Annotated in this window: 18 protein-coding genes; 8 read left to right on the forward strand and 10 right to left on the reverse strand. The window is 64.5% G+C overall.

The annotated features are described in order from the left end of the window. Positions 1-78: 78 nt before the first annotated feature. Together KF827_RS03370 and KF827_RS03375 are read left to right on the forward strand one after the other, a co-directional pair. Entirely contained in the window at positions 79-2127 is a 2049-nt protein-coding gene (locus tag KF827_RS03370) for a potassium transporter Kup (RefSeq protein ID WP_291000068.1), read from the forward strand. Between the two features lie 74 nt (positions 2128-2201). Continuing rightward, the gene (locus KF827_RS03375; RefSeq protein ID WP_291000071.1) at positions 2202-2798 is read left to right on the forward strand and encodes a DUF6624 domain-containing protein; all 597 of its coding nucleotides are present in this window, start codon (positions 2202-2204) and stop codon (positions 2796-2798) included. Positions 2799-2801: 3 nt separating this feature from the next. Here KF827_RS03375 and KF827_RS03380 read toward each other — a convergent pair whose 3' ends face one another. The 5 genes from KF827_RS03380 to def are packed head-to-tail and all read right to left on the reverse strand — an operon-like array spanning position 2802 to position 5620. Beyond that, positions 2802-3146: a type II toxin-antitoxin system PemK/MazF family toxin gene (locus KF827_RS03380; RefSeq protein ID WP_291000074.1), complete on the reverse strand. Its 345-nt coding sequence runs from the start codon at positions 3144-3146 to the stop codon at positions 2802-2804. Continuing rightward, positions 3133-3357 (reverse strand): AbrB/MazE/SpoVT family DNA-binding domain-containing protein, encoded by a 225-nt coding sequence (locus tag KF827_RS03385; protein WP_291000078.1) that lies wholly within the window; start codon positions 3355-3357, stop codon positions 3133-3135. Before KF827_RS03385 ends, KF827_RS03380 begins: the two co-directional genes overlap by 14 nt. Before the next feature lie 59 nt (positions 3358-3416). Continuing rightward, complete coding sequence (gene truA, locus KF827_RS03390; RefSeq protein ID WP_291000082.1) at positions 3417-4166, reverse strand: tRNA pseudouridine(38-40) synthase TruA; 750 nt, start codon at positions 4164-4166, stop codon at positions 3417-3419. 4 nt (positions 4167-4170) lie between these two features. After that, a complete protein-coding gene (fmt, locus tag KF827_RS03395; RefSeq protein ID WP_291000085.1) occupies positions 4171-5088 on the reverse strand; it encodes a methionyl-tRNA formyltransferase in 918 nt (305 codons plus the stop codon). 10 nt (positions 5089-5098) lie between these two features. Continuing rightward, a complete protein-coding gene (gene def / locus KF827_RS03400; protein ID WP_291000087.1) occupies positions 5099-5620 on the reverse strand; it encodes a peptide deformylase in 522 nt (173 codons plus the stop codon). A 90-nt stretch (positions 5621-5710) separates the two neighbouring features. Here def and rmuC point away from each other — a divergent pair, with 90 nt between their 5' ends. The 3 genes from rmuC to KF827_RS03415 are packed head-to-tail and all read left to right on the forward strand — an operon-like array spanning position 5711 to position 8320. After that, positions 5711-7255, forward strand: a complete 1545-nt coding sequence (rmuC, locus tag KF827_RS03405) for a DNA recombination protein RmuC (RefSeq protein ID WP_291000090.1) — start codon at positions 5711-5713, stop codon at positions 7253-7255. Continuing rightward, the gene (locus KF827_RS03410; protein WP_291000093.1) at positions 7252-7884 is read left to right on the forward strand and encodes an exopolysaccharide biosynthesis protein; all 633 of its coding nucleotides are present in this window, start codon (positions 7252-7254) and stop codon (positions 7882-7884) included. Before rmuC ends, KF827_RS03410 begins: the two co-directional genes overlap by 4 nt. 10 nt (positions 7885-7894) lie before the next feature. Continuing rightward, positions 7895-8320 carry a cupin domain-containing protein gene (locus KF827_RS03415; RefSeq protein WP_291000096.1) on the forward strand — a complete coding sequence of 142 codons (426 nt, stop codon included), beginning with the start codon at positions 7895-7897 and terminating at the stop codon, positions 8318-8320. Between the two features lie 23 nt (positions 8321-8343). Here KF827_RS03415 and KF827_RS03420 read toward each other — a convergent pair whose 3' ends face one another. Both KF827_RS03420 and KF827_RS03425 read right to left on the reverse strand, forming a co-directional pair. After that, on the reverse strand, positions 8344-9249 hold the full coding sequence (locus KF827_RS03420) for a DMT family transporter (protein WP_291000099.1): 906 nt from the start codon (positions 9247-9249) through the stop codon (positions 8344-8346). 10 nt (positions 9250-9259) lie between these two features. Beyond that, entirely contained in the window at positions 9260-9745 is a 486-nt protein-coding gene (locus KF827_RS03425; protein WP_291000101.1) for a hypothetical protein, read from the reverse strand. Positions 9746-9896: 151 nt separating this feature from the next. Between KF827_RS03425 and KF827_RS03430 the strand changes: the two genes are divergently transcribed. Genes KF827_RS03430 through KF827_RS03440 form a run of 3 tightly spaced genes read left to right on the forward strand, consistent with a single transcriptional unit; the run spans position 9897 to position 12009 of the window. Next, the gene (locus KF827_RS03430) at positions 9897-11162 is read left to right on the forward strand and encodes an MFS transporter (RefSeq protein ID WP_291000103.1); all 1266 of its coding nucleotides are present in this window, start codon (positions 9897-9899) and stop codon (positions 11160-11162) included. Between the two features lie 30 nt (positions 11163-11192). Continuing rightward, positions 11193-11510 (forward strand): type II toxin-antitoxin system MqsR family toxin, encoded by a 318-nt coding sequence (locus KF827_RS03435; protein ID WP_291000106.1) that lies wholly within the window; start codon positions 11193-11195, stop codon positions 11508-11510. After that, positions 11503-12009: a type II toxin-antitoxin system MqsA family antitoxin gene (locus KF827_RS03440; RefSeq protein WP_291000110.1), complete on the forward strand. Its 507-nt coding sequence runs from the start codon at positions 11503-11505 to the stop codon at positions 12007-12009. The genes KF827_RS03435 and KF827_RS03440 overlap by 8 nt, the downstream gene beginning before the upstream one ends. Positions 12010-12036: 27 nt before the next feature. On the opposite strand, the gene speE is transcribed toward KF827_RS03440, so the two are convergent. The 3 genes from speE to KF827_RS03455 form a co-directional block, all read right to left on the reverse strand. Continuing rightward, positions 12037-12903, reverse strand: coding sequence for a polyamine aminopropyltransferase (gene speE, locus KF827_RS03445; protein ID WP_291000113.1), 867 nt, complete (start codon positions 12901-12903; stop codon positions 12037-12039). Further along, on the reverse strand, positions 12900-13337 hold the full coding sequence (gene speD / locus KF827_RS03450) for an adenosylmethionine decarboxylase (protein WP_291000116.1): 438 nt from the start codon (positions 13335-13337) through the stop codon (positions 12900-12902). The genes speE and speD overlap by 4 nt, the downstream gene beginning before the upstream one ends. 276 nt (positions 13338-13613) lie before the next feature. Then, complete coding sequence (locus KF827_RS03455; RefSeq protein ID WP_291000119.1) at positions 13614-14639, reverse strand: GNAT family N-acetyltransferase; 1026 nt, start codon at positions 14637-14639, stop codon at positions 13614-13616. Positions 14640-14656: the final 17 nt, after the last annotated feature.

The raw sequence follows: 14656 nt of genomic DNA on the forward strand, positions 1-14656 counted from the left end.
CTCTTGCGCGGAGAGTGAAACAGGCGTAATGACGCCGCCGCGGCCGCCGACATGCGCGGTTAATGGTGTGGTTTCCACATGACGTCTTCCGGTGCGAATGGGGTTCTTCCCCAAACCGGTACTTCCTCTCCCGACATCGCCAAGCCCAACCAAGTCGCTACGCAGGAGCATTCCGCTTCCGGCGCGGCACATGGCAATGGCAACGGTAATGGTCATGGCAATGGCCATGATGCGGGCAAGAAGGCCGGCTTCTGGGCGCTCACTCTGGGCTCTATCGGCGTGGTTTACGGCGATATCGGTACCAGCCCGCTTTATGCCTTCCGCGAGGCCATGCATGCCGCCAACAAGGCGCATGGCCATGTGGCCCATGGCGTGGCGCGGTTCGAGGATGTGGTGGGCGTGCTCTCGCTCATCCTCTGGGCGCTGATCATCATCGTAACGCTGAAATACGTGCTGCTGCTGCTGCGCGCCGACAACCAGGGCGAAGGCGGCACCTTGTCGCTGATGGCTTTGGCACGGCGCGCGCTGGGCCATAACGCGCATCGGCGCGTTGGCACGCTGATGGTCGCATTGGGCATGGCGGGCGCCGCGCTGTTCTACGGCGATGCGCTGATCACGCCGGCGATTTCCGTGCTCTCGGCGGTGGAAGGCCTTACCTTGGTCACCACCGCTTTCGATCCCTATGTGCTGCCGCTCACCATCGTCATCATCGTGGGGCTGTTCGTGGTGCAAAGCCGCGGCACCGAAAAAGTGGCGCGGTTCTTCGGCCCGATCACGCTGGTCTGGTTCGTTGCCATGGCTGTGGGCGGGCTGCTGCATATCGCCGATCATCCGGCGGTGTTCGCCGCTTTCAATCCGTATTACGCGGTGAATTTCCTGCTGCATAACGGCCATATCGGCCTGGTGGCTTTGGGCGCGGTATTCCTGGCCGTCACCGGCGCCGAGGCGCTGTATGCCGATCTCGGGCATTTCGGCCGCAAGCCGATCCAGTTCGCCTGGAGCGCCGTGGTGTTTCCCGCCCTGGCGCTGAATTACATGGGCCAGGGCGCCTTGGTGCTGGCAAAGCCGGAGACGCTGGAGAATCCGTTTTTCCTGCTCTATCCCGATTGGGCCTTGCTGCCGATGGTGGCGCTCGCCACCATGGCCACGGTGATCGCATCGCAGGCGGTGATTACCGGCGCCTATTCGCTCACCCGCCAGGCGATCCAGTTGCGGCTGCTGCCGCGCATGGAGGTGCGCCACACATCGGAAAGCCAGGAAGGCCAGATCTACATGCCGCAGGTGAATTTCCTGCTGCTGGTGGGCGTGCTGTTCCTGGTGGTGCTGTTCGGTTCGTCCAGCAAGCTTGCCACCGCCTATGGCATCGCGGTGACCGGCACCATGGTGGTGACGGCCTGCATGGCCTTCGTGGTGGTGTGGAAGCATTGGCATTGGCCGCTCTGGCTGTCGCTCGGCCTGCTGCTGCCGTTCCTGGCCATCGACTTCGTGTTCCTCGGCGCCAACCTGCTGAAATTCTCCGAAGGCGGTTATGTGCCGGTGCTGTTCGCCATGTTGATGATGCTGGTGATGTGGAGCTGGACCCGCGGCGTGCGCATCGTTTTCGACAAGACGCGCAAGACCGATGTGCCGCTCACCGATCTGATCGTTTCGCTGGAAAAACGTCCGCCGCCCACCGTGGCCGGCACGGCGGTGTTTCTCACCAGCGATCCGCTCACCACGCCCACGGCGCTGCTGCACAGCCTGAAGCATTACAAGGCGCTGCATGAAGAGGTGGTGATCCTCACGGTGGAAACCGCCAACCAGCCGCGCGTGCCGATCATTGATCGCGTGCGCATGGAAAAACTCGGCGGGCGGTTCAGCCGGGTGCATCTGCGCTTCGGTTTCATGGAAGAGCCGAATGTGCCGGCCGCGCTGGCGCTGTGCCGCAAGCTGGGCTGGAAATTCGACATCATGAAAACCTCGTTCTTCCTGTCGCGGCGCGCGCTGCGCCGGGCGGCCAAAAGCGAGATGCCGGCCTGGCAGGACGATCTGTTCATCCTGCTGGCCAACAATGCATCGGATGCCACCGCCTATTTCCACATCCCCAGCGGGCGGGTGGTGGAGATCGGCGCTCAGCTGATGGTGTAACCACCCTTGCGTTGAATGGCGGGTCGGGGCAGGGTAGGGGCCCCGATTCGCCGCAATTATGGGATGTTTTCGCCATGGACCAGACCCTGCGCCAAAGCCTGCTTGCCATGCTGGATCGCCAGACCCGCATGCGCCAGGAGCTGGCTGCCGATGGCAGCCTGTTCTTCGGCTATAACGACCGCATGCGCGAGGTGCATAATGCCAATGCCCGGGCGCTGGCCGAAATCGTGGATCAGCATGGCTGGCCGGATATCGCCAAGGTGGGCGAGGATGGCGCGGCCGCCGCCTTCCTGATCGCGCAGCATGCCATCGGCCTGCCGCGTTTCATGCGCGCCTGCCTGCATCTGATCACCGATGCCGCCGAGGCCGGGCGGATTCCGCGCTGGCAGATGGCGCTGATCACCGACCGCGTGGCCATGCTGGAAGGCAAGCCGCAGCTTTACGGCACGCAATTCGACTGGGATCCGTCGGGCGAACTCAATCCGCTGCCGATCCAGGATCCGATCAACGTGGATGCCCGCCGCATCGCCTGCGACCTGATCCCGATGGCTCAGGCCATCCCGCAGCAGCGCAAGGAAACCGCCGAACGCGGCGAAACCGCGCCCAGCAACTGGGCCGGCCGGCAAACCGAATTCGAAGCCTGGGCCAAGGCGGTCGGCTGGCGCGAATAAGCCTTACGTCTTCAGCGCCAGAAAGCCGCGCAGGGATTTCAGCACCGCACGGCGTTCGGCCTTTGCCAGATGGCCCAGCGGTCGCGCCATTGCGGCATCGATCGTAGCGATTTTGCTGGGCCGGCATAACGACGCAATCGGCAGGCCGGCAGCAGTCAAATCCGCTATCACAACATCACCTGCACGCTTGCGGTTTTCCGCGCTCGTGATCATGACCACCCAAATCTGGCCGGTCTGCGCTTCCAAATCGGGCAGCGAAATCACCAGCGCCGGCCGGCGTGGCGCCAAATCGCGGTCGGTATAGGGGAACGGCACCGAAACCGTTTCCCAGGCCTCAAAGCGAGGCATAGCCTTTGGCATCGGTTTCACTCGCCCATTCGGAGAAAGTGGCGAAGGGATCGTCCTTCACCTCATCGCTGGCCTGCAGCGGCACGAGTGTGATCTTGCGGCCCTCGATGCGATATCCGACCAGATCACCCGGCTTCAAGCCGAGTGCTTCGCGCACTTCCTTGGGCAGCACGGTCTGGCTTTTACTGGTCAGGCGTGATGTGCAGAGCATGGTGGCGACCATCCTTTCAAAAGTAAGATATTCTTACTTTCGCCTTTCGGCAAGGCCGCTCAAAAATAATCCACGGCCGTCAGGCATAATCCATCCGGCGGCGCGGTCGGCCCCGCCGCGCGGCGGTCGGCGGCGGCCAGGGCCTTGGCTACGTTGCCGGGCTGCCATTTGCCTTCGCCCACCAGTTTCAGCGTGCCCACCATGATGCGCACCTGGTGATGCAGGAAGCTGCGGGCCTGGGCGCTGACATGAATCTCCGGCCCCATCCGGCGCACGGCGATATGCGCCAGCGTGCGCATGGGCGATTTCGCCTGGCATTCGGCGGCGCGGAAGCTGCTGAAATCATGATGCCCCAGCAGATGCCGGGCGGCTTCATGCATCGCCTCGGCATTCAGCGCCACCGGCACATGCCAGACCAGGCCGGCTTCGATCCCCGGCGGCGGATGGCGATCCAGGATGCGATAGAGATAATGCCGCGCCGTGGCATCCAGCCGGGCATTGAAATCATCCGCCGCGCGTTCGATGCGCAGCACCGAAACCGGGCGGGGCCGCAGATGGAAATTCAGCCCCGTGAGCAGGCGTTCGGGTGCGAAATCGGCATCCAGATCCACATGCACCACCTGGCCGCGCGCATGTACGCCGGCATCGGTGCGGCCGGCGGCGAAAACCTCCGGGCAGGGGCCGCGCTGGCCCAGCATGGCATGCAGGGCTTCCTCGATCACCTGCTGCACGCCCAGGCCGCTGGCCTGGCGTTGCCAACCGACGAAGCCGCCGCCGTGATATTCGATGGTGAGGCGATAGCGCGGCATCGCGTCAGCCGAGCGTTTCGCCCATGTCCAGCGCGAAGCCGCGCAGGAAATCGGCGGCCTGCATGGCCGGCCGTCCGGCGCGTTGCAGCCGCAGCAGCCGCAAGGCGCCTTCGCCGCAAGCAACAATGCCCTCGGCGATGATGCGGCCCGGGTCTCCACGGCCGGCAACCGGTTCGGCTTCCAGCAGCTTGATGCGCTCGCCCTTATACTCGAACCAGGTGCCCGGTGCCGGATTGAGGCCGCGCACCGCACGATCCAGCGCGGCGGCGGATTTATGCCAGTCGAGTTTGCCTTCCTCGCGGTTCAGCTTGGCGGCATAGGTCACGCCTTCGCTTGCCTGCGGCATGGGCGCCAGCCTGCCCTCGGCATGCTCATGCAGCGCGCGCAGCATCAGCGGCGCGCCGATGGCGGCCAGGCGGTCGTGCAGTTCAGAGGCCGTCATGCGTGGATGGATCGGGATGGTTTCGCGCGCCAGCACCGGGCCGGTATCCAGCCCGGCATCCATCTTCATGGCGCAAACGCCGGTTTCGGTGTCGCCGGCCAGGATGGCGCGCTGGATCGGCGCCGCGCCGCGCCAGCGCGGCAGCAGCGAGGCATGCAGGTTGAAGCAGCCGAGTTTCGGCGCATCCAATATGGCTTGCGGCAGCAGCAGGCCATAGGCCACCACCACGGCGGCATCGGCGTTCAAGGCCGCGAATTCCGCCTGCGCTTCGGGGGTTTTCAAACTGGTGGGATGCCGGGCCATGATGCCATGGCGCTCGGCGGCGGCCTGCACCGGCGATGGCGTGAGGCGATGGCCACGGCCGGCCGGGCGCGGCGGCTGGGAATATACGCAGGCGATTTCGTCGCCGGCGGCAATGAAAGCCTCCAGCACCGGCACGGCGAAATCCGGCGTGCCCATGAAGATCAGGCGCAGGCTCATGCCGGCCCGCTCAGACGTTGGCTTCTTGCAGGCGCTTGGCCTTCACCAGCTTGCGCAGGATCATGTTGCGCTTCAAGGCCGAGATATGGTCCACGAACAGGATGCCATCCAGGTGATCCATCTCATGCTGCAGGCAGATCGCCTTCAGGCCGGTGGCATGCAGCTCGGCCGGCGCGCCGTCGCGGGTGAGATACTTGATCTTGATTTCGGCCGGGCGCACCACCTCGGCATAATGCTCGGGCAGCGACAGACAGCCTTCCTCATAGCTCTGGTCGTCGTCGGATACCCAGATCACTTCCGGGTTGATGATGAAAAGCGGGTCGCGCTCCTCGCCCTCGCGCGCCACATCCATCACCAGCATGCGTTTGGCAATGCCGACCTGAATCGCCGCCAGGCCGATGCCGGGCGCCGCATACATGGTTTCCAGCATGTCGTCCAAGGTCTGGCGCAGGGCATCGTCCACCGCTTCCACAGGCGTGGAGGCGGTGAGCAGGCGCGGATCGGGTACGGTGATGATCGGCAGCAAGGCCATGACACGGAAAACCTTGGAAAACTGAAGGATGTTTCCAGGGAATAAAGGGCCGCACTGGCGATCCGTCAAGCCCGCTGCTATCTAATTGGCATGGATAACACGCTGTTTCTCGTCATCGCCGTGGCCGCTTTGGCGGTTTTGGCCGGATTGCTGGGCCTGATGCTGCTGCGTGGGCGCGGCAATGCGCCGCCGGATGCCGGTTTACTGGCGGAAAAAGCCGGGCTGGAAGCCCGTATGGCGGATTTGCAATCCCGCCTGGAAGATGCCCTGCGGCGCGGCCAGGCCCAGGAGGCGGAACTCGCCAGCCAGCGCCAGCGGGTGGAAGACGCAGTGGAAACCCGCGCCCGGGCACAAACCGAACTGGCCGGCATGGCGAAAACCCTCAGCCTGGCCCAGGCAGCGCGCGAAGCCGCCGAGGCCGCACGCATGGAAGCCGAGCAGGCCCGCCATCAGGCCGAGCAGCAGGCCGCGTTGGCGCGACAGCAATTGAAGGATTCCGAAAGCCTGATCCAGCAGATGACCGAAGCCGCCAAGGCCGCCACTTTGGAAAGCGGCAAGCATCTGGTGGGCCAATTGCTGGAAAGCCACAAACGCGAGGCCGAGGCGGCCAAGAAGCAAAGCGACGAAGCCGTGAAGCAGACCACCGAGGCGCTGTATCAGCGCTTCGAGCAGGTGACCGGCAGCGTTGCGGCTTTGGGCGCCCAGGTGGCGCAGACCCAGGCGGCGGCGCAAACCATCTATCGCGCCATCTCGCATCCCGGCGGCGCCGGCCGCATGGCCGAGATCGGTTTGGAGAATCTGCTGAAATCCTTCGGCCTGGAACCGGGGCGCGATTTCATCGTGCAATATCATGCCGAGGCGACCAGCGAACGTGGCGCGCTGCGGCCCGATGCGGTGGTGTTCCTGCCCGGCGATGCGGCTTTGGTGATCGACAGCAAAGCTTCGAAGGCGCTGCTGGATTTGGCCGAAGCCGAGGATGCGGAAGGCGCTGATGCCGCTTTGGCCAAGCTGGGCCAGCGCATGGCACTGCATCTGAAATCGCTGGTCAGCAAGGAATACAGCCAGGCGGTGCTGCAAAGCTATCGCACGCTGAAGCGCGGCGGCGATGTGAAGCGCACGCTGATCGCCATGGCCTTGCCCAACGAGGGCGCGGTGGAAAAGCTGCGCCAAGCCGATCCGGGCCTGGAACGCCGCGCGGCGGAATTGGATATCGTGATTGCCGGGCCGTCGGCGCTGGCGGCCATTGTGGCGGTGGCGCGGATGGAAATCGATGCCAGCCGCCAAGTGGAGGATCACGAAAAGATCGTGGAAGCCGTGCGCCGGCTGATGGAAAGCCTGGGCGTGGCCCTGGTGGCGGCGGAAAAAGCCGCCAAGGGTTTGCAGGGCGTGGCTTCATCTTTCGAGGATTTCACCCGCTCGGTGAATGCGCGCCTGTTGCCGCGAGCGCGTGCGCTGGGCAAGTGGGGCATCCGTCCTGCTAAGGCGCTGCCGATGGGCCTGCCGAGTTTCGTGGTGGATAAGCGCGAGGCCGATTTGATCGAGGGCGAAGCCGAGGACGTTTCGCTGCCCTTGCTGGGCAATGACGCCAAGGATGGCGGCCAGAAGGATTCTGGGCAAAAGGATTCTGGCCAGTGAGTTCTGCCGGCAATGGCCAGGATAGTTCGCCGGGTAGTCCGCCGATTTCGGCTCTGGTGGCCGGGCTGTGCGAGGGCGACCCGCAATCCGAGATGACCCTGCATGATCTGCTGGATACGTTTTCCGAACGCGCCTTCGGCTTCCTGATCCTGGTTTTCGCGCTGCCCAATGGCATACCGGCGCCGATCGCCCCCGGGCTGTCTGCCGTGCTGGGCCTGCCGCTGGTGCTGCTGGCGGCGCAGATGATGATCGGCCTGCCGCATCCCTGGATGCCGCGCGCCTGGCTGGCGCGCAAGCTGAAGCGCGAACAGGTGGCGCGCATGCTGCGGCCTTCGGTGCCGGTGCTGCAAAGGATCGAACGCTATATCAAGCCGCGCCTGCATGTGTTTGCCCCCGCCGATGCCAGCCGGTTGCTGGGCGCGCTGCTGCTGTGGAATGCCTTGCTGCTCAGTCTGCCGATTCCGTTCGGCAATCTGCTGCCGGCCTGGGCGATCATCCTGCTGGCGCTGGGCGAAATGGCGCGCGATGGCCTGCTGGTATTGTGCGGCCTGGTGATGAGCGTGCTGGCCGGTTTCTGGGTCGGCTTTCTGCTCTGGGGCGGCACGGCGCTGATCGAAAAACTTTTCTGAGGGACACCGCATGACACCCGATGCCATCATCGCCGCGCTGAACATGCAGCCGCATCCCGAAGGCGGGCATTTCGTGGAGACGTTCCGCGATGCGCCCTATTCCGATGCAGGCGGCCGCAGCCGTTCCACCGCGATCTATTTTCTGCTCAAGGCCGGCGAGCGCTCGCATTGGCATCGGGTGAAGGATGCGGTCGAGATCTGGCATTACCATGCCGGCGCGGCGCTCAAACTCGGCATTGCATCAGATGGCCAGAAACCGCGCTGGCAGCGGCTGGGGCCGCATATCCTGGCCGGCGAGAAGCCGCAGGTGATCGTGCCGGCCAATCATTGGCAGGCGGCGGAATCCTTAGGCGACTGGACATTGGTGGGCTGCACCGTGGCGCCGGGCTTCGAATTCGCAAGCTTCGAACTGGCCCCGCCGGGCTGGACGCCGTGATTCACGGCTTCTTGCGCCATAGATCATTGGCGCCGAGGATGGCGCCGCCATAGATCATTGGCGCCGAGGATGGCGCCGCCCACGATCAACGCGCAGGCCAGGGCGATGCGCAGGCTGAATTCGCCCTTGCCGAACAGGATCAGCAGCAGCGTGGAGAGCAGCGGCGCGGCATAGGCCATGCTGCCCAGCGCGCGGATATCGCCGCGCTTCATGCCGATATCCCACAGGAAGAACGCGCCGCCCGCCGGCCCCAGGCCGAGCGCGACGATGGCCAGCCAATGCAGGCTTTCCGTGGGCCAGAGCGTGGTTTCGAACAGGCCATGGCCGATCCAGGCCAGCAGGGCCGCCGCGCCGCAAAAGCCGCCGATGGAATCGGTGGCCACATCGGGCAGTCGGCGGCTCAGCACCGAATAGCTGGACCAGGTGAAGGCGCAGGCGAAGGCGGCGGCGAAGCCCGGCAGATGCGCCGGATCGAATTGCACACCACGGCCAACGAACAGCACCAGCGTGCCGAGCAGGCCCAGCGCCACGCCGGCGATATGGAACCAGCGCAGCCGCCCATCCTGGTTCTGGCCCGGCAGCAAGGCGGAGAATACCACGATCAGCAAAGGCCAGAGATAGTTGATCAGGCTGGCTTCCACCGGCGGCGCAAGTTTCAGCGCGATGAAATACAGCGCGTGATAGCCGAACAGGCCGAAGATGCCCAAGGCCCAGGCCGCCAAGGGCAGACGCAGATGCCGCAGCGGGTTTTCGCCGCGCGCCAGCCAGGTGCACAGCGCCAGGGCAAAGGCGATGGTGAAGGTAAGCGCGGTCAGTTGCAGCGGCGGCACCGGCCCGGTGAAGGCGGTGAACACCGCAAGCGAGGCCCAGAGCAAGATGGCCCCGGCGCCGATCAGCGTGGCGCGGAAAGTCGCGCGGTCGTTTGCCATGGAAAAAGCGTCAGGCCGCTTTGGCGCCGTCGAGGCGGAAATACAGCGGCGATTGCTCCTGCTCGATCAGGCTCAGCCTGCCATGGATCTGCACCGGCATGGTGCTGTATTCCACCGGCGCGGCGGCCCGCACCGCCACGATGCGCGACAGGTCGCTCACCAGGCAGCCGGCGCAATGGAATTGCAGCGCACCGAGCAGGAATTCGGCATGCTGCGGCGCCTCGCGGAACGGCATCATATAGCCATAGATATCCACGTCGCGGCCATGCAGGCTGCGCAGCGCGGCGGGAAAGCGGCTCATCTCGCCATCGATGAAGCGGGTTTCGCCGGCCTGCGCCAGCAAATCCCAATCCAGCGCGTCGGCCCTGGGCTCTACATTGCGGCGCAGATGCTGCGGCAGTTCTTCCATCGACATGGCGCTGGCCGGGCGGGACAAGGCAGCCAAGCCGCCGGCAGCGGTAACGGCAAAGGTGGACAGCAGATGACGGCGCAGCATGGCAGCCTCGCAAGGATTGGCCGGATCGCGACAAGCCGGATCGCAACAACTGGCGTTATTGTATAACCTGATTGCGGCAGAACAAGGGCTATTCCGCCGCAGCGCCGGCCCGGGCCTTGACCGGTGTACCCAACAGGCGCAGTAAACCGCCATGAATGCTTCCACCGCGCCAGACATGAAGCCATCGGATTCCGGGCCATTCGCCCGCAATGGCTGGCCTTTGGTGATCGCGCTGTCGGTGGCCCAGCTGGTTTCCTGGGGCTCGATTTTCTACGCCTTCGCCGTGCTGCTGGAGCCGATGGAGGCCGAGCTGGGCTGGAGCCGCCCGCTGCTCAATGCCGGCCTGTCCATGGGATTGCTGGTGTCCGGTTTCTGCGCCCTGCCGGTGGGCAAGCTGATCGACCGCTATGGCGGCCGCTGGACCATGAGCTTCGGTTCGCTGCTGGCTAGCCTGCTGCTATTCGCCTGGTCGCAGGTGGAAAGCGTGCCGGCCTATTTCGCCATCTGGCTCGGCCTTGGCCTGGCGAAATCCATGACGCTCTACGAACCGGTTTTCGCCGTGGTGACGCGGCTGTTTCCGCAAGGCTATCGCCAGCGCATCACGGTGATCACCCTGGCCGGCGGCTTGGCCAGCACGGTGTTCATCCCCTTCACCGCCTGGGCGGTTTCGGCCCATGATTGGCGCGATGCGCTGCAGATGCTGGCGCTGTGCAATCTGCTGCTGTGTTTGCCGGTGCATGCGCTGTGGTTGCGCGATGGGGGGCTGCGCGATGGGGGGGCGGGCGACCGCGGCAGCCACGAAGCGAAAACCGAGGCCGCGCCGCAGGACAAATCGCCGTTGCAGCGCGCCCTGCGCCATCCCAGCTTCTGGGGCATTCTGCTCTGCTTCACCTGCCATGGCGCCACGATGGCGGTGATGGCCTTCCATTTCATTCCGCTGCTGGGCGAAAACGGCATCGGTCTGGCCGCCGCCGTGGCGGTCTATGCGCTGATCGGGCCATCCCAGGTGGCCGGGCGGTTGCTGCTGCTCTTCGGGCGCGGGCTGCCGTTTCTGATCACCGGGCAGATCGTGATGGCGCTGTTTCCGGTGGTGATCCTGGTGCTGATCCTGTGGCCGGGCGAACTCTGGCTGCTGTTCGGTTTCGCCATCGTGTATGGCAGCATCAATGGCATCGCCACCATCCTGCGCGGCACGGCGGTGCCCGAGATGCTGTGGCGCGAAGGCTATGGCGCGATCAACGGCGCGATCAGCCTGCCGGCCAGCATCGCCAACGCGCTGGCGCCGGCCGCCGCCGCCCTGCTGTGGCAATGGTCGGGCGGCTATGATGCGGTGCTGTGGGTGATGTTCGGCCTGCTGCTCACCAGCGCAGCCGCCTTCTGGTTCGCGGCGGCGAAGAGCGGTTCGAAACGGGATTGAAAAACACCATTATGGTGTTATCCTGAATCGGTGACCGAGAAACGCAAACCGACCTACGACCTGGCTGCCTTTCAAGCTGCCTTTGCTGCGCCGGCGGATTTACGGGCCACCGGCTCGGCACTGAAAGGCGCGGCGCAACTGGGTTTCGGCCGGGCGGAAATCGTGGCGACGATACAAAGCATGGAACGACGGCATTTCTACAAATCCATGACCTCCCATGCCGATCACAGGCTCTGGCAGGATGTCTACCATGTGCCCTCCGAGGCCGGCCTTCTGTATGTGAAATTCACCGCGGATGTGCTGAGCGAATTCCTGCTGCTGTCGTTCAAGGAGAAAGACAATGGCTAATCCCGTCTGTCCGAAAACCGGCAAGCCGATGCGGCGTGGTCGCCGCCGCATGACGCTGACCTACAAGGGCCATTCCGCCAGCTTCGATATGCCGGGCTGGTATGCTGCCGGCTCCGACGAAAGCATTCACGATGGCAAGGATATGGAAGTATCGGATCGTGCCCTCCATCGCCTGAAGGCCCAAGTGGAAGGCGTGCTCGAGCCTGAAAACATCCGAAAGATACGCCGCAAGCTCGGCCTTACCCAGCGCATGGCCGGCACATTGATCGGCGGCGGTCCGAATGCCTTCCAGAAATATGAAAGCGGTGAAGTGCTGGCCAGCCATGCCATCACAAGCGCATTGCTGCTGCTGGATCAACGCCCGGAAGGGCTGCAATTGCTGCGCCGGCATCGGCAGGCCGTGATGCCGAAACGCAAATCCCCCGCCAGTGGGGTTGGCGGCCTGGGTCGGCTGAAAACAAAACCGCCCGCCAGTGGGGCTGGCGGGCGGTCTGGTTGAGCGTCGCTGGTTGCGGCGTTCTTAGGATCAGTAAGGCTTCACGCCCGGGATCAGCTTGCGCACGAAATTCGGCAGGCCGAACGCGGCGGTGGCGATATCCGGATTGTAATAGCGCAGGCCCTTCAGCGCCGCCTTCTTGAAGCGGGCCGCCACGCTCTTGGAAGCCGAGGCCTTGGCCAGATCCTGATCGGAGGCCCAGGTCAGCGACATGAAGCCGCAGACATAGGTGGGCACCACGGCCAGGTAGCTGCCGCTGTTTTTCCAGATCTTCTGGAACAGCTTCACGGCATCGGTGAGTTCCGGGCCCTGCATATGCGGCACGCCGTTTTGCGCCACCAGGATGGCGCCGGGCTTCATCACGCGCTTGCAGTTTTTGTAGAACTCGGCGCTGAACAGCACGGTGGCGGGGCCGACCGGATCCGGACGGTCCACGATGATCAGGTCGTAGCGTTCCTCGGTGTCGCGCACCCAGGCGGCGCCATCGCCGACCACCAGGTTGGTGCGCTTGTCCTTGAAGGCCTTGCCGCAGATCGACGACAGGAACTTCTTCGACACGTCGATCACCACATCGTCGATCTCGACCATGGTGGCGCGGCGCACGGATTTGTGCTTCAGCACTTCTTCCAGGATGCCGCCATCGCCGCCGCCGACGATCAGCACGTCGCGCACCTTGCCATGGGCCAGGATCGGCAGATGGGTCAGCATCTCGTGATAGACGAACTCGTCGCCCTCGGTGCATTGCACCACGCCGTCCAGGCCCAGGATGCGGCCATAACGGGCGGATTCGAACACCACCACCTTCTGGTATTTCGACTTGCCTTCGAAGAGGATTTTCTTGATCTCATGGCTCTGCCGGAAACCGGCATAGAGCGTTTCGTTAAACCACTTGGTCACAGAATCAAACCCCGCTTCAGTTCGGTGCACTGGATGTTGTCGGGCAGGAAGGCGCGGCGCAGCACCGGGATCGCCTTCGCCGGCTGGCAATCGCCGCACACGAACACGTCCAGCGCGGCATAGCCCTTTTCCGGCCAGGAATGGATCGACATGTGGCTTTCCGCCAGCACGGCCACGCCGGAAATGCCGCCATTCGGCTCGAAGTGATGCAGGTCGATGTTGAGCAGCGTGGCGCCGATGGCTTCCACGGCTTCGGTCAGGGTCTGCTTCACCAGGGCCAGGTTGTCGAGATTCTTGCCGCCCCACAGATCGATGATCAGGTGCTGGCCGGCGAAGCGCATGCCTTCGCGGCAGATGAAATGCTCGTCTTCCGGCGCCACATCGGTGGTGTTGGGCACTTCATAGATGGCGGGCTTGGCGGCGTTCTTGCTCATACTCGTCTCTCCACGGGATCGCGAAAGGCCGATCCCAGCAAGGGTTGAAAACGTGGAGAGACTGTTGGGAAAGCCCCGTGGTTCCGGCCGGTATGTTTCGATCAAGCGATAATCGAAAAAAGCCCGGCGGCCATGCGCCACTTTCCAAACAGTCTCTAGGAGGGGGGTATGGGGCCATTTACCCCCCGATGCAAGAGAAAATTCACCTTTCGGGACAGTTTTTTTCACCTGTGTCGCCCCCATCACACCGCATCGGGCAAATGTGGCGAAGACATGTCATAAATAGCTGCCGGCCAAGGTAAAAACCTCGCCATTCAGGCCAAGTTTGAAGCGCGCCACGCCGGCGCCTTCCTCGGTATTGGCGCCGCCCAGGTCGAAATGCTCCACACCCATGGCTTGCAGGGCCAGCAAGGCATGCCAGAGCAGCCGGTGATGGGCGCGCAGCAGACGCCCCGCCGTGCCGCTCCAGCCGGCGGCGTAGGTGGCGCCACGGCCATGGCGCAACACCAGCAGGCCGGCAGCCGGGCGTTCCTCGGTCTGGCCACCCATATAGGCGGTGAAGAGATGCGCGCTCTCGCCGGCTGCGCCGGTTGTCCTGGTTGCCCCGGTTGTCCCGGCGGTTGGTGCGCAGGCGGCGGCAAAGGCGCGATAGAAGGCACCATCGGGGCCGAGGAAGCGCTTTTCGATGCGTTGCACGTCATGCGCCTGCATCAGGGCGGCGAAGGCGGTATCGTTCCATTCCTCGACAATCTGCAGCGGCGCCTTCTCGGCGGCCTTCAGCGCATTGCGCCATTTGCCATCCAGGCGCGCGCGCAATTGCTGCGCCGGCAGGGTCAGGTCCAGCCGCAGGGACGACCAGCCGGTCACCATCTGCTGCATGCCCAGCGCGGCCATCTCGGCTTCCGCCAGGCTGCCGCCATTCAACTCCGGCAGCCACCACAGCCATTGCGCGCGATGCAGCGGTCCGCGCGGATAGGCGGCGCGGATGGCACGCAAAGCCGCCTGGCGGGTTTCGGCCGGCAGGCCCGGCACGAAAAGCGGTCCGCGCACCAGGCGCACGAGTTTCCAGGGGCTGCATGCGGGCCCCAGCGGGCCGACAAAGGCCTGCGCCAGGCCGATCGGCGCATCGCGCGGGCCGATCAGCCAGCGCTGCGGCCGGAACCGCGACACGGCGGCCACCGCCGCGCCATAGGCCCAGCTTTGCTCCAGGGTTTCGCGCCGCACCCGCGCCATGGCGGCGGCCCAGGCATTCCTGCCTGCGGCATCCTCGGGCAGCAGATCGATTTCGGGCGAATCCGGCATGTTTGCAGCATATCGGC

The sequence above is a fragment of the Ferrovibrio sp. genome, from assembly GCF_019636075.1.
Lineage (GTDB): Bacteria > Pseudomonadota > Alphaproteobacteria > Ferrovibrionales > Ferrovibrionaceae > Ferrovibrio.

Bases quoted from the DNA above. Each gene is read 5' to 3' on its own strand.
- KF827_RS03370 (WP_291000068.1), top strand. From the start codon at position 79: ATGACGTCTTCCGGTGCGAATGGGGTTCTTCCCCAAACCGGTACTTCC.
- KF827_RS03375 (WP_291000071.1), top strand. From the start codon at position 2,202: ATGGACCAGACCCTGCGCCAAAGCCTGCTTGCCATGCTGGATCGCCAG.
- KF827_RS03380 (WP_291000074.1), bottom strand. From the start codon at position 3,146: ATGCCTCGCTTTGAGGCCTGGGAAACGGTTTCGGTGCCGTTCCCCTAT.
- KF827_RS03385 (WP_291000078.1), bottom strand. From the start codon at position 3,357: ATGCTCTGCACATCACGCCTGACCAGTAAAAGCCAGACCGTGCTGCCC.
- truA (WP_291000082.1), bottom strand. From the start codon at position 4,166: ATGCCGCGCTATCGCCTCACCATCGAATATCACGGCGGCGGCTTCGTC.
- fmt (WP_291000085.1), bottom strand. From the start codon at position 5,088: ATGAGCCTGCGCCTGATCTTCATGGGCACGCCGGATTTCGCCGTGCCG.
- def (WP_291000087.1), bottom strand. From the start codon at position 5,620: ATGGCCTTGCTGCCGATCATCACCGTACCCGATCCGCGCCTGCTCACC.
- rmuC (WP_291000090.1), top strand. From the start codon at position 5,711: ATGGATAACACGCTGTTTCTCGTCATCGCCGTGGCCGCTTTGGCGGTT.
- KF827_RS03415 (WP_291000096.1), top strand. From the start codon at position 7,895: ATGACACCCGATGCCATCATCGCCGCGCTGAACATGCAGCCGCATCCC.
- KF827_RS03420 (WP_291000099.1), bottom strand. From the start codon at position 9,249: ATGGCAAACGACCGCGCGACTTTCCGCGCCACGCTGATCGGCGCCGGG.
- KF827_RS03425 (WP_291000101.1), bottom strand. From the start codon at position 9,745: ATGCTGCGCCGTCATCTGCTGTCCACCTTTGCCGTTACCGCTGCCGGC.
- KF827_RS03430 (WP_291000103.1), top strand. From the start codon at position 9,897: ATGAATGCTTCCACCGCGCCAGACATGAAGCCATCGGATTCCGGGCCA.
- KF827_RS03440 (WP_291000110.1), top strand. From the start codon at position 11,503: ATGGCTAATCCCGTCTGTCCGAAAACCGGCAAGCCGATGCGGCGTGGT.
- speD (WP_291000116.1), bottom strand. From the start codon at position 13,337: ATGAGCAAGAACGCCGCCAAGCCCGCCATCTATGAAGTGCCCAACACC.
- KF827_RS03455 (WP_291000119.1), bottom strand. From the start codon at position 14,639: ATGCCGGATTCGCCCGAAATCGATCTGCTGCCCGAGGATGCCGCAGGC.